The following is a 14,356-nucleotide window of genomic DNA, read 5'->3' on the forward strand; positions in this document are numbered from 1 at the left end:
TTCAACACCACCCCACCTACTTTAGTTCTATCTTCTCTTTCACCGGCGCCAAACAATGATCGTCACTGCATACCTGATATTGCAACACAATCTTTGGAAGATTACCACCATCATTTCCACCCTCTCGCACAAGCTTCACTCCAATCACCACCTCACCCTCATATACCTCAACCGCCTCATTCGAAAATGCAAACGTCCGCGTCACACCCTCTGGGTATCGCGTCTGCATCCCCCATCCCATCTCTTCATCTTCTGCAATCCAAATATCTGTCGGTACCAACATCGCCCCTGCTCCGCCAACTTCATTACTCGAACTGCTCGTCACGTCATGCACATTCACGTGATACCCCTCAGCGATCTTTAACACAATCTCCCACACCAACCCACTAGTCCCTTTAGGTTGGCGTACATCCCAAATCACCTTCTTCTCTACCAATTCATTGTTTTGGTTCGATTTCACAACAACATCAAGTTCAAGCCGCCGTCGTTGAGTCTCCGGTAATTCCTGCTCTGCTCGCACCAGAGCTTCGCACATCCCCAGCATCCCCACCCCATACCGATCTAAACCCTCCGACCAACTTCGTAAATCCTTCACTGCCCGCTTCGCATACCCTTTCTCGCCCGTCACACGGTACAAATCAAGCAACCCCAGCACCATCTCACTATTGCCACTGGGCATCGCCCCATCTGTCGCGCTGCGGATACGAACTAACAAATCCTCACCACTTTCTGACACATCCTTCACATTGAAATAACCGCCACCCTTTACTGCAAAATGTTCCTGCACATAACCCGCCAAGACTTCAGCAGACTCAACCAATCGCGATCCATCTGCATGCCCCGTTCGATGCACCGCAAGCAACCCACGTATCAGCATCGCATAATCTTCCAATTGCCCCTCACCCTTCACCACACCCTCGCGCATCGTTCTAACCAGTCCCCCATCATCTTTCATCATCTTCTCAAGAATTTCACCTGCCGCGACTGCCGCCGCATCAATCATCTCAGTGTCATTCAATACCCGCCCCGCATCTGCCAACCCCTTAATTGCAAGCCCATTCCAACTCACAATCACCTTATCGTCGAGTCGCGGCTGCTTCCGCTCATCACGTGCTTCTTTTAAAACATCATTCACCCGTGCCCATTTCTCAACCGCAACTTCATAACCATCTAGCCCATGCTTAAATGCCACCTCATCCAAATCCGTCGGCAAAAAAAGTACATTCACCGGTTTCGCTTTGGGATCATGGGGATCACGGAAATTGCTCCCACGATCTAGCCCATACATCTCAAGTGCAAATCGCACCATCTCCTCCCCTTCTCCCGCAACCATCATCGCCTCTCTGACCTGCGATTCTGTCCATACATAATTTTCACCCTCTTTCCCATCCACTTCTGCATCCTGTGCCGAATAAAATGTACCACCACTATCCTTCATTTCACGTAACAAATACCCAACCGTCTCACGCATTACCCGCGCATATTCTTTTTTATTATTATCATCATCGCTTAGCTCGTAAGCCTTGGCATATGCTCTGAGCAACTGCCCATTGTCATACAGCATTTTCTCAAAGTGAGGGACCAGCCACTGCCCATCCACTGAATACCGATGAAACCCGCCTCCCACCTGATCATACATCCCTCCACGCGCCATCCGATCCAGCGTATGTTTGATCGCCTCCTGGATCTTCGCGTCTTTGCCACCACGATTTCCTTCCATCGCCATCAAAAACATCAGATTCACCGGCTGCGGAAACTTCGGCCCCTCTCCTCTTCCAAACCCACCATGCACCTCGTCATAGCTTTTCAGCAATACTTCCCGCGCCTTCTCCGCCATCCCCACATCCAACGGCCCCTCCTCACCTTTACTCTCTAGATTCATCCGCACCGCCCCCGTAATCTTCACCGCACTCCCAAGCACTTCTTCCCGCCTGTTCATCCACGCTTCATTAATTGCCTCCATCACCTCACCAAACCCCGGCCTACCATGCCCACTCTTTGCACCAAAATACGTCCCTGCAAAGATCGGCTTCAAACCATAGCCACTCCCGTCATCATCTAACCATCGATTAGAGTTTGATGCACCATGACTCGCCTTTTCATTCGATACAACAGAGTTTAGAGGTGGTGGTGTGAGAAACACACTCATCGGCCAGCCGCCACTCCCTGTCAGCAACTGCGTCGCCATCATATACACTTCATCAACATCTGGCCGCTCCTCACGATCTACCTTCACACACACAAATTTCTCGTTCATCACCGCGGCCAACTCTGGATACTCAAACACCTCGCGCTCCATTACATGGCACCAGTAACACGTCGAATAACCAATGCTCAAAAAAATCAGCTTCCCCTCATCGCGCGCCTTCGCAAACGCCGCCTCCCCCCACGGATGCCAGTCCACCGGATTGTGCGCATGCTGCAACAGATACGGGCTCGTCTCACGCGCCAGCCGGTTTGTATACTTCCACTCGCCGTTCACTTTCTCGCTCGCCATCGCATCTACTCCAATCCATCACAAAGCCCCACCATCAACACAATCCTTTCCATCTGCACTTACTTCATCCGCTTATCATACCAGCAACTCACCTGCTGCACTTTTCACATAGAACAAGCCCACGGTTCGATTTCCAAAATCTCCGCTTCAGTTGCCTTCCAAAACTAAAGCATTCCCACACAATCTCCCACCACATATAATCCACAACCATCTGCAACATCAAACCCAAAAGCGAGACACGCCATGACACCAACCGACCTCTCCCCCTGCATCATCACCGAGAAAATTGATGCCTGTAAAGCCTTCTACCTCGAACATTTCAACGTCACCCTCCTCTTCGACTGCGGCTGGTACATCTCCCTCGCCCTCAACGACAACAAACCCCAGCCCGCCAGCATCCAATTCATGTCTCCGCAATCCCCCCAGCAACTCACCTTCCAAGGCCAAGGCCTCACCTACAACCTCCTCGTCGCCTCCGCCGACGACTTCTACAACAAACTCGTCACACAAAACAACCTCACCCCCATCATGCCCCTCGAAGATCATCCCTGGGGCGACCGAGGCTTTTCCATCGCCGACCCCACCGGCATCAACCTCTACATCTTCCACCCCATCAAAGCCTCCGAAGAATTTCAGGCCGCCTTCAAAGACCCCGAATCCCCATCTAGCGCATGATTAGACATACCGCCTTCCTCTAACCAGCGATTAAACACGCACATAACAACTAACAACACCCCGTACTCGGATCACAACACGCATCACCATCACCAAGCTGCGTCGCATTGTAATCCATCCCTTTTGTCTCCCGTGGATGCCGCACCGCATGGCTCTTGCAATTAAACGGCTTCGCCTCTTCCAACGCCACCGCTTCCAACGGCTCCACCCCGATCATATCTCCCCCATACGGCCCATCCTTATTCGTCAAAATCTTAAACGTCTTGTCACACACAGACATCCGCTTCCCGCGTACCAGCGTATGCCCATCATCATCGACCACCTTTTTCCATGGCCCTTTGTACATCACTGCCTGATTACGCTCCATGCACGACCCATCTTTCCCCTTCCATGCACGTACCGTCATACTCCGAAACTCCACCCCATCAATCGTCTGCCACGGCTCCTCCCCATAACTCAAAATCTCCACCCCATAAAAACCCGCGTCCTCAAACATCGTCAAAAACTCCTCCTCCAGAAACGCGCCGCTAATACACCCGCTCCACAGCTTCGGGTCATTCATGATCTTCTCCGTCGGCTTCTCATCGCAAACAATATCCGAAATCACCGCCCTACCCCCACGCTTCAAAACCCGATACATTTCTTCAAACAACTGACGTTTATCCTCAGGCTTCACCAGATTCAAAACACAATTCGACACAATGACATCTACCTCAGCATCACCCACCATCACCTCCTCCTTCCGCAGCCGCTCCGCTTCTTTTTCGTACTTCTGCAATCCACTTAACCCATCAACAGGATTCTCGCGCAGCCAACTATCCACCTTCTCCAAATCCAATCCCAAATCCTGAATCTTCCCCTTGCGAAAATCAACATTGTCCCACCCAATCTTCTCCGCAATATCCTTCTGATGTCCCCGCGCCAATCTTAACATCGTGTCGTTCATATCTACACCTATCACACGTCCGTCCTTACCAACCTTCTGTGACAAGATGTAACAAATCTTTCCGCCGCCACTCCCCAAATCCAAAACCACATCCCCCTCTTTCACCCATTGACTCGGGTCACCACATCCATAATCTCGTTCTAAAATCTCATGCGGAATTACCTTCAGAAACTGCGGGTCATAACTTGTCGGACAACATAGCGCGACCTCCATTTCCTCAGCCCCCGCGGCGTACCTTTCTACCACTTCTCCTTCCACATCAAAAATCAATCCCTCGTCGCCCACACTCACCTGTCCGCCCTTGTGATTCGCCTGCGTCATAGCCATTCCTTTAAAAGAACATAAACCTGCTCACCATCCCACACCACCTATCCTCCCCACACAACAACCTTCCCGCCATAGGGCCTTTCCCACACAAATAACCCCCCTTCTCACCAACTTATTCCGCCTCTATCACATCGACCAGAACCATGACACCCCTCTAATTCGCCATCGACGAGTACACTTCTCCGCCTTTTCGCGACACCCCAATCTTTCTCTAACAAATACGCCCGATTATACCTGCAATAATTATCCCGCAGGCTCGTTCTTCTTGAGCCGATTGATTGAATGACATCTGTTTGGTTGGAAACATGATGAATCTGAATCCCAAACGTATCGCACTCTACTCATTGATACCTGCAACCATACTCATTTGCCACGTGACAAACGTTGCAGCCGTACGTGCCAAGCAGGTCCACGAAGCACAATTGGCAGCTGCTTGTTACGCCCCTCCTGTAACACCGGAGGATGTTGCTCGTGTCCTTGCTGCACGAGAAAATAGGCACCAAGCTGAAATGCTCGCCTCCATCGCCTCCAAACCGAAATCACTCCGCACTAAACTCGACATTCCGAAGAGCGATTGGCCTGCCATTCGTAAGCAGCTTTCATTGATCGTAGAAAATCAAGAACACTTTCTCAATCAGGCCAACGAAAGCTTCGTTTCTGATTCACAAAACAAACGACAGCGAATTCTTCAAAAACGTCTCTCAAGAATGCAAAACAAACTCCGTGAAAAACTCAATCCCCAACAACAAGCCCGCCTCGCTTCACTCGGCTATGCGCTGTAACTTTCTCATTACATACAACGCTTAAACCATCAGCCCCATCAACCACCAACTCCCCGCACCAATCATCGCCCCCACTGGCAATGTCAGCACCCACGATCCCGCAATCTTTGAGATCATCTTCCACTTCGCTTCACCGCTTACCGTGCCAATCCCAAACAAACTCCCACACGTCACATGCGTCGTACTCACCGGTACGCCCCACTTCGATGCAACAATTACCAAAAACGCTGCCGTCATATTCGCACTCAGCGCCTGCCCATCATTCATCCCCGTGATCTCATAACTCATCGTTTCCGCCACACGTTTTACCATCAGCACCCCGCCCACCGCAATCGCCATCCCTATCAAAACCACCGGCCCACCATGCCCCACATCAAAACCCTCTACCACCATTGCACCAGCAAACATCAATGCCGCAACTTTTGGCGTATCATTCAAACCACGTGCAAAACTCAACAGCCCTGCACTTACCACATGCAATACATCCACCACTCGTTGCGCACTCAAACCCACAAAGTGTCCCGTATATTTTCTTTCGCACTGTGCAATCTCGCCCTGCTCTAATCTTATCCCGGTTTGCATCATCACCATTGATCCATCCGCGCCCACACACTCACCCACACACAAACATGTCTCCGCCTTCACGCCACTCGCCTTCCGAAAACCCTTCAAAATAAGATACAAGCCCGCCGCGGCAAACACCGCCACCAACGGCGATGCCAGCAGTGGATAGAAAAATTTCCCCCACACTGCACTCCAATTCAAACCACTACCCGCCAACCCAATCCCAATGATCGCTCCTACCATTGCATGCGTCGTACTGATTGGCATCTTCACCCGCGTCGCAATCAAAACCGTTAGTCCTGCGGCAATCCCCACACACAAAGGAAATGCTCCCGCACCCAGAATACCATCACTCACAATCCCCTTCCCCTTAAACTTACTCGCTAACTCTGCGCCGATCCAAACCGCTGCAAGTGAACCCAAACCTGTGCTAATCGCTGCATAAATGATCGCCCCCTTCATCTTCATGAGCTTGCTGCCGACCAGCGTCGCCACCCCCTTTGCATTGTCATTTGCTCCGTTCGCAAATCCCAGCACTACTGCAAATATGATCGTCAAACCAAAAATCAACCAAATCATGCTGTTCTCCATCATGCTACCCAGATCGCTCAGCAAAACGTCTCTCTCACTAGGCCTGATCAATGATTAGAATTGCTGCCATAACATCATTGGATAACCCAAACTGATCTCAGTGCGGATACATAGCCAACCGGATCATGCTGAAAATGATTCCCAGACACCTAACATTATCTTCACACAACACGGCGACCATCGTTCATCGTCGTAAACAGATTCCCACCACCAGAAGGTCATATCTTCGCACCTTTTCCTTAGCATTGACCCTTGCCCAGTAACCACAAAAAAACAACCCGATCATCTGATCGGGTTGCTCAGCTTTTGATTCTTTCCTAGCAAAGCCGCATAGCTCTGCAAGTCATACTTCCAAGGAAGATTACATGTCGACAGGATCAAGCCAAGGCATCATCGCGCGAAGCTCTTTACCAACCTTCTCGACGCCATGCTGCTTGTCTTTCTCTTGCTGCTGCTTGAACCACGGGAAGCCCTTCTCGTAATCATCACGGAAAGCCTTCGCGAATCCGCCATCTTGGATATGCTTAAGCGCCACAGCCATGCGTTCCTTGGTCGCATCGTCCACGATCTTCGGCCCAGTGTAGTAGTCACCAAACTCAGCCGTGTTAGAGATTGAGTAACGCATGTAGGTCAACCCACCGCGCTTGATCAAGTTAATAATCAACTCAAGCTCGTGACAAACTTCAAAGTAAGCCAACTCTGGTGGGTAGCCCGCTTCGGTCAGGGTTTCAAAACCCTTCTTGATCATTTCGCTCAAACCACCACAAAGTACAACTTGCTCGCCGAACAAGTCGGTTTCACATTCATCTTTGAAGTTGGTGACAAGTGTGCCACCCTTGCCACCGCCAACACCGATCGCCCATGCCATTGCGATATCTTTGGCTTTACCGGTTGCATCCTGATGGATGGCCATGAGACATGGCACGCCGCCGCCTTTTTCGTATTCCCAACGGACCGTGTGGCCGGGGCCTTTCGGCGCGACCATAATCACGTCTACGTCAGCCGGTGGCGTGATGGTGCCGAAGTGAACATTGAAGCCGTGCGTAAAACCAACGGTCATCCCGGCGGTCAGATTCGGCTTGATCGACTTTTCATAAACTTCTGGCTGCACTTCATCCGGCAGCGTCAGGATCAGCACGTCCGCTTGCTTCACAGCTTCATCAACCGGCAGCGGCTCAAAGCCGTGTTCTGCGGCAAGCTTACCGTTGGCAGATTCAGCACGGTTGGCGACGATCACCTTAACCCCTGAATCACGCAGGTTTTGCGCGTGTGCGTGTCCTTGTGAACCGTAGCCGAGTACGGCAACGGTCTTGCCCGCCAGCCCGTCAAGCGAGCCGTCTTTGTCATAAAGTGTCTCAATGGCCATAATTAAATTCTCCGTTTGATTCACCCCTCCCGGTCAGAATAAGCCCCACAATCTAGCGGCCAGTGCCGTTCTCGGCAACTTTACCCCAGTGCATTCCACCAAATCTCCCCTTCTCAATCTCCCATCAAACACTTATTCTATCTGTACTTATGCAGAATGAGCCGCTGTAACACCGCTCCCTGTGAGGCTGAACTTCCAGGGCGTGGGCTAGGAGCGTGATTAATGTTGGATTTTTCGGACAAGCCATATGAATATTTTGAACCTCGGTATTCATGGTTCTGGGCGCCGTTTTTGCGATGGTACAACCGTCGAATCTATCTGCCGAAGAAAAAGAAGATCATGCAGGTGGAATTACAGAACGAGCAGGTCGTGCGAGGATTGAAATCAGGCAACACGCATGTGATGGTGGTGGCGAACCATCCAACACATGCGGATGCAGCCATTGCGATGGAGACATGCCGACGAGTAGGTCTGCGGACGCAATTCATGGCCGCCTACGATGTCTATCTGCGTAGTAAAGTTGATGCGTGGGTCATGCAGAAAATGGGCGCGTTCAGTGTCGATCGTGAAAGCAGTGATACAAAAGCTATGAAGGCCGCAGCGGACAGCCTGTCTAATGGGCGCTTAGAGCTGACAATCTTTCCGGAGGGAAATGTTTATCTCGAAAATGAACGGGTGACACCATTTCATGATGGGGCGGCTCTATTGGCGGCGCGAGGCGCAAAGAGTCTGAAGGAATCAGGGAAGCGGTTAGTGGTCTTACCACTAGCGATCAAAGCAAGCTATACCGAAGAAGTAAAAGATCGTGTCAATGATCTGCTCAACCGCATGCTGGTGGAATTGGGTTGTGATATTGATGATGAAGACGGCCCGCTCGAAAAATTACGCAGGATTGGCGCAGCGGCAATCATCCGAAACCTAAAGCACCGAGGAATGGATGTGGCAGCATATGATGTGGCGGGAGAATCGTTCGAAGCCACACAAGCGATGATACACGAAGCTTCTAATCGTGTATTAGATGTATTGGAAAAGAAGCTGGGGGTTGAATCGAAACATGATGTTGATGGCATGGAAAGAGTGCGGCAATGCCGACGTGTGATCCATGAAATCTTGAGCGACCCTGAAAAAGAGATCGATCATGCGGCGGCGCGAACGTGGGCAGACGAAGCGATGACGGCGATGAAAGTGGTGAGCTATTCCGGTGATTATGTCGCAGAAAAGCAGTCGGCAGACCGTATCGCGGAAACAACGGAGAAGCTCGCAGAAGATGTATATGGTCGGATGTGGGAACCAATCGGCGAGCGAAAGGCTATTGTACGGTTTTGCGAACCAATTGATGTGACGGCGATGCTGGCAGCGCAAGGAGAAAAGGTAAAGCTGCGTAAGGTGATGGCCGCGCTCACCGAGCAATTTGAAACAAGTATTCAGGCTAGTCTGGACGAAACGTGCGAGTTCCTTGTGACCGAAGGCATGAGCAATTGGACGAAAGCAAACAATCAACCTGTGTGATAGACAGTGGTTTCGTATGTCGCACAACTCTCCGCAAGGCGTTTGATTGTTGCTATATCAAGAATCAAGCACTTCCCGACAATCGACGTTGGCATACGATGTGTCCAAACCGCTGTATCAAAATGCAACCCCTCTATCACCATACCCTGTTGAGTTTGGAATAAATCAATTTGCTCAAGAATCCCAACCATTGCAATCAAGTGGTCGTCAAAAATATCACTTTCCGAGATGGTGATAGCAGTGCGATACCCCCCAGCCTCATTCTCTTTAGACCAGCTTCTATGATCGTCATGAAGCACGTCATAGAGGCGATCAATCGTCGCGGCATCACTCGCATGAATACGGCAAACCGTCTGCAGACAATAGCCGCCTGTATCTGATTGCCTTCGCTTAAATACTCTTCTAACTAACGTCCACATTCGACTGTATAATCCTTGATTCTGAAACCGTTATGTTTCAGATGTCATTGTAGAGGTTTGATCCTGTGGCTGAAAGATGAATTGATATGCCGCACATCAATCATGTACAAAATATCTATCTCTGTAATCACTGCGATTAAGTGCACTCACTCACCCAGAAGCGCGGCATGATCGGCATACCAAATCAGCGGCAATTCGGTGGGTTTGATGCCGGAGATGGGGACGTTTTCGATATCGGGCTGTCCAGTCTTTGCTTCTTCGGCAACACGTTGAAGTGGTTCGTGTTTGGATGCGCCGACAACGAGAACGCCAATATTACGAGCAGCATTTATGAAGGGATAAGTCATGGTCACACGGTCGGGTGGCGTGACATTCGGCCCCTCATTACGAACAATCATCCGATCGTTGACGTGAAGCGCATCTGAATGTGGAAAAAGTGACGCAGTGTGACAGTCACCACCCATACCGAGGAGAATCAGGTCAAGCTGCGGCATCTCATCTGACTCACCAAACACCCTGCGTAGCTCCGCCTCATAATCATCATCCGGGTTCTCGTTCATCACAGGCATCGGGTGCACATGCTCATCAACAATCGGCACATGATCAGTGAGCGTTTCCCGAATCATCTTGATGTTTGATTTTTCATCATCAAACGGCACACGGCGTTCATCAACGATCCAGATGTGCGTTTTCTCCCAAGGCATCGTACGGTAGCGCGGATCGATCACTAGATCGCGGTAGAACGGTTCGGGGGTGCCGCCACCTGAGAGTGCAAGGTGAAACGCACCACGCTTACCAATCGCGTCGAGTGCGAAGCGGATAAGATCCTTGCCGAGCAGATCAAAGAGTTCTTCTTTGGTTTCAGCACGTTGAATTTGTCCGGGAAGTTTGATCATGTTTATTGCTATCTTGTTTGATCTATGAAACACCCCCGACAAGTAGCCGAGGGTTTTGAAACTTGATTGCCATGTGCAGCACATCTTACTGATGTACACACATTAAACCGTTTGTTTAGTAGTTGTGCCAGTAGCGGTTGTCGCGAGCCATCATGATGTCCGCACTAGAAGGCCCCCATGTACCGGCATTGTAGTTTGGCAAGTCATCCTGTGGATTGTCGGCCCAGTAGTCAAGCACGGGCTGGACTGCGTTCCAAGAGATCTCGATCTCGTCACGGTGCTTGAAAAGCATCTGGTCGCCGCGGAGCACGTCATTGAGGAGGATAGCATAGCCGTCAGAAGGCTCGACATCCCACTGTTTGATGTAGTCGAAGTCCATGACCACATCTTTAATCTTAAGACCAAGTCCGGGCACTTTGCCTTCGAAGCGAAGGCGGATGCCCTCGTTGGGATGGACATTAATGATGATCTGGTTCGGCTTTTGTTTTTTGGCTTCTTCTTTGAGCAGAAGGTGGGGCGTGGGTTTAAAGTAAATAACGATTTCAGTTTTCTTCTCAGCCATGGCCTTGCCGGAGCGGAGATAGAAGGGTACACCGCCCCATCGCCACGTATCTACATAAACCTGCATCGCAGCATAAGTATCCGTTTGCGATTCAGGTGCAACACCCTTTTCATCGCGATAACCCATGACTGGCTTCCCACTGATTTGCCCGCCGCCATATTGACCACGCACGGCGATCTTGGGAACATCTTCATACTTAGGCACGCGAAGTGCTTTGAAGATTTTGTTCTTCTCGGTTCGGATGTCCGCAGCATCCATACGGACCGGCGGCTCCATAGCCATGAAAGAAAGCACCTGCATCAAGTGTGATTGAACCATGTCGCGCATAGCTCCGCCTGCGGGAGAATCGTAATACGCTCCACGGCCTTCCACGCCAACGGTTTCAGAGGCAGTGATCTGAACATGATCGATGTAATTACTGTTCCAGAGTGGCTCAAAAATTGAGTTTGCAAAACGAACAACAAGAAGGTTTTGTACAAGCTCTTTGCCGAGGTAATGATCTATGCGATAGATAGAATCTTCGTCGAAAACCGCAGCAAGTGTATTGTTGAGTTTGATTGCGGAAGCAGGGTCAGAACCAAAGGGCTTTTCGATGACAATACGCTGCCATGGGCGTTCTTCACCGATGGAGCAATAACGTCTGCCTTCGGTGACGAGTCCTGAAGAACCGATATTGTTGATGATAGGCTCGAAAAACTGTGGTCCGACAGAGAGATAGAACATGCGGTTCTGGCCAAGATCGTGTTTCTCGGAGATGTCGCAAATGGTACTGGAAATATCTTTCCATGACCCCGTCGCAGTAGGATCGCCGGGGTGGTAATAGATGCACTGCGAGAATTCTTTCCACTTCTCTGGGTCGTATGAGCCTTTGGAAAATTCGAAGAGCTTGTCGCGGTAGGATTCAGAAGTAAATTCTGTTCGTGAAACGCCGAGGATAGCAAATGACTTCGGAGCTTGGCCTGACTCCCAAAGAGAGTAAAGAGCGGGGATGAGTTTACGTTTAGTGAGGTCACCGGAAGCACCAAAGATAACGATAAGACAGTTAGAGTATGCGTTCGGATCGTTGAGGGTGGTTGGGCTCATGATGAGAGAATCTTTCAGGCTTAGATTTTATTCGCGAGCTGTAGACACTGCCGTGCGCAGAGTACAGCTGTGGTAATAAGTTTATCGGCTAATCTAAAGATGAAAGTGAAATCAGGGCGAATCGGTAGCGATATGGGACATGTGCGATGTCAAACAGACAAGGATGTCTAGAATCGCAAGTGAGGATGGCAGGGGCAGAAAATTATCGGGAGTTATTTGGCAAGCGCAACAGAAACGACCATAAGATCGGCGGGTGTGACACCGGCAAGACGAGCGGCCTGGCCGAGCGTGGCAGGTTTAAATTTATTGAGTGTATGGGCCGCTTCGTTCCGGAGCCCGGTAATAGATTCATAGTCAATGGCGGTGGGGATGTCAGTGTGCTCCTGCGCAGCAAGTTTTTCGACCTCGCGCCGGTGGCGGAGGATGTAGCCTTCGTATTGCAGGTCGGCAATCACAGTGGCAATGAGATTGGGATCGCGTCCGGCTTCTGAAAGAGAGGTGGTTGCGGCGAGTGTTTCGGCGGCGAGTGCTGGAGAGACATCGTGCCGTTTGATCCAGTTGATCATGGGTATTGATGAACCGCTACTATCAAGATCTATCCGATGGTTAGACAAATAGGATTCGAGCTCATTGCGGGCAGCGAGTTTGTTTTGCAGAGCATCGTTGCGACGATCATCGACGAGGCCGAGGTCGCGGCCGAGCGGTGTGAGACGAAAATCAGTGTTGTCAGCGCGGAGCAACAGGCGGAACTCGGCGCGACTTGTGAACATACGATAGGGTTCGCGCGGGGTTTTGGTGACAAGATCATCCATAAGGACGCCGATGTAGGATTGATCGCGGGTGAAGCGGAAGAGGTCTTCGCCTTGGAGATAGCGGAAGGCGTTTAGGCCCGCAAGAAGGCCCTGCCCCGCGGCTTCTTCGTAGCCGGAGGTGCCGTTGATTTGTCCTGCTAAAAATAAGCCAGGAACGATCTTGGTCATCGTCGTGGCGTCAATCTGGTGCGGCCAGACCATGTCGTACTCGACGGCGTAACCGTGACGGAGGATGGTTGCGTTTTCGCAGCCGGGCATGTTGTTGACTATCTGCTGCTGGATGTCGGCAGGGAGTGAGGTGGAGATACCGTTGCAGTAGATTTCGTTTGTGGAGAGTGATTCAGGTTCGAGGAAGACATTATGAGATTCACGATCGGCGAAGCGCACGACTTTGTCTTCGATGGATGGACAGTATCGCGGGCCGGCGGTTTCGATTTGCCCGTTGTACATGGGGGCGCGTTCGAGGTTGGCGAGGATGAGGTCATGTGATGATTTGACTGTGCGAGTCATGTAGCAAGGAAGCTGCTTGAGCTTGGGAAACTGATCGCGATCGGTGAGGTCAGAAAACGGAACTGGAGTTTCGTCACCAGGCTGGATTTCAAGTGAGGCGAAGTCGATGGTGTTTGCATCAAGGCGTGGGGGCGTGCCGGTTTTAAGGCGACCGAGGTCAAATCCGAGCTTGATGAGTGAATCGGAGATGGGGTATGCGGCATCCTCACCGACGCGCCCACCTTTGGTTTGCTGCTCGCCCGTGTGCATGAGCCCGCGCATGAACGTGCCGGTGGTGAGAATGATCGCGCGAGAAGTGAGTGTGATTTGTTTATTCGTTGTTGTGTCGGTGTAGGCGACTGCGGAAATGCGGCCATCTTCTGCGTGGAGCTCATCGACGGTGCCGGGGAGGATGTCGAGGTTAGGGCGCGTCGCGAGCAGACGTTGCACTTCAGCGGCGTAGAGGTATTTGTCTGCCTGAGCGCGGGGGCCTCGAACGGCTGGTCCTTTGGAGAGGTTGAGGATGCGGAACTGAATACCGGTGTTGTCAATGGCAGTACCCATAAGACCACCAAGCGCATCAATTTCTCGGACGATTTGCCCTTTAGCGAGGCCACCGATGGCGGGGTTACATGACATGACGCCAACTTTGGCAGGATCAATCGTAATCAGCGCAACGGTTCCTCCTTGCCCTTTAAGCAAGTTCGCAGCAGCCCATGCGGCTTCAGCACCAGCGTGGCCACCACCGATGACGATGATGTCATATGAGTCTGGATGTATGAGACGATCATTCATGGACGGAGGATTATACAGGGCAAGGAAGCAGGTCGGAAATCAC

At 51.1% G+C, this 14,356-nt stretch carries 11 protein-coding genes; 3 read left to right on the forward strand and 8 right to left on the reverse strand.

The window, feature by feature from the left end:
- Positions 1-16 precede the first annotated feature (16 nt).
- Entirely contained in the window at positions 17-2,497 is a 2,481-nt protein-coding gene (locus ACQ6WK_RS09335; protein WP_432797115.1) for a DUF255 domain-containing protein, read from the reverse strand.
- A 243-nt stretch (positions 2,498-2,740) separates the two neighbouring features.
- Between ACQ6WK_RS09335 and ACQ6WK_RS09340 the strand changes: the two genes are divergently transcribed.
- Positions 2,741-3,172, forward strand: coding sequence for a VOC family protein (locus ACQ6WK_RS09340; protein WP_432797116.1), 432 nt, complete (start codon positions 2,741-2,743; stop codon positions 3,170-3,172).
- A 49-nt stretch (positions 3,173-3,221) separates the two neighbouring features.
- Here ACQ6WK_RS09340 and ACQ6WK_RS09345 read toward each other — a convergent pair whose 3' ends face one another.
- The gene (locus ACQ6WK_RS09345; protein ID WP_432797117.1) at positions 3,222-4,439 is read right to left on the reverse strand and encodes a methyltransferase domain-containing protein; all 1,218 of its coding nucleotides are present in this window, start codon (positions 4,437-4,439) and stop codon (positions 3,222-3,224) included.
- Positions 4,440-4,750: 311 nt separating this feature from the next.
- On the opposite strand from ACQ6WK_RS09345, the gene ACQ6WK_RS09350 reads away from it, so the two are divergent.
- Positions 4,751-5,227 carry a hypothetical protein gene (locus ACQ6WK_RS09350; RefSeq protein ID WP_432797118.1) on the forward strand — a complete coding sequence of 159 codons (477 nt, stop codon included), beginning with the start codon at positions 4,751-4,753 and terminating at the stop codon, positions 5,225-5,227.
- A gap of 21 nt (positions 5,228-5,248) precedes the next feature.
- On the opposite strand, the gene ACQ6WK_RS09355 is transcribed toward ACQ6WK_RS09350, so the two are convergent.
- Positions 5,249-6,370, reverse strand: coding sequence for an anion permease (locus ACQ6WK_RS09355; RefSeq protein WP_432797119.1), 1,122 nt, complete (start codon positions 6,368-6,370; stop codon positions 5,249-5,251).
- 373 nt (positions 6,371-6,743) lie between these two features.
- On the reverse strand, positions 6,744-7,748 hold the full coding sequence (gene ilvC, locus ACQ6WK_RS09360; protein ID WP_432797120.1) for a ketol-acid reductoisomerase: 1,005 nt from the start codon (positions 7,746-7,748) through the stop codon (positions 6,744-6,746).
- A 222-nt stretch (positions 7,749-7,970) separates the two neighbouring features.
- Between ilvC and ACQ6WK_RS09365 the strand changes: the two genes are divergently transcribed.
- Positions 7,971-9,257: a lysophospholipid acyltransferase family protein gene (locus ACQ6WK_RS09365; RefSeq protein ID WP_432797121.1), complete on the forward strand. Its 1,287-nt coding sequence runs from the start codon at positions 7,971-7,973 to the stop codon at positions 9,255-9,257.
- Here ACQ6WK_RS09365 and ACQ6WK_RS09370 read toward each other — a convergent pair.
- The 4 genes from ACQ6WK_RS09370 to mnmG form a co-directional block, all read right to left on the reverse strand.
- Positions 9,245-9,676 (reverse strand): hypothetical protein, encoded by a 432-nt coding sequence (locus ACQ6WK_RS09370; protein ID WP_432797122.1) that lies wholly within the window; start codon positions 9,674-9,676, stop codon positions 9,245-9,247. The genes ACQ6WK_RS09365 and ACQ6WK_RS09370 overlap by 13 nt on opposite strands.
- A 146-nt stretch (positions 9,677-9,822) precedes the next feature.
- Positions 9,823-10,572, reverse strand: coding sequence for a 6-phosphogluconolactonase (gene pgl, locus ACQ6WK_RS09375; protein WP_432797123.1), 750 nt, complete (start codon positions 10,570-10,572; stop codon positions 9,823-9,825).
- Positions 10,573-10,687: 115 nt separating this feature from the next.
- Complete coding sequence (gene zwf, locus ACQ6WK_RS09380) at positions 10,688-12,217, reverse strand: glucose-6-phosphate dehydrogenase (RefSeq protein WP_432797124.1); 1,530 nt, start codon at positions 12,215-12,217, stop codon at positions 10,688-10,690.
- 212 nt (positions 12,218-12,429) lie between these two features.
- On the reverse strand, positions 12,430-14,313 hold the full coding sequence (gene mnmG / locus ACQ6WK_RS09385; protein ID WP_432797125.1) for a tRNA uridine-5-carboxymethylaminomethyl(34) synthesis enzyme MnmG: 1,884 nt from the start codon (positions 14,311-14,313) through the stop codon (positions 12,430-12,432).
- Between the last annotated feature and the right edge of the window lie 43 nt (positions 14,314-14,356).

Origin of the sequence: Poriferisphaera sp. WC338 (assembly GCF_050931845.1) — a bacterium.
Classification (GTDB): Bacteria; Planctomycetota; Phycisphaerae; order Phycisphaerales; family Phycisphaeraceae; genus Poriferisphaera.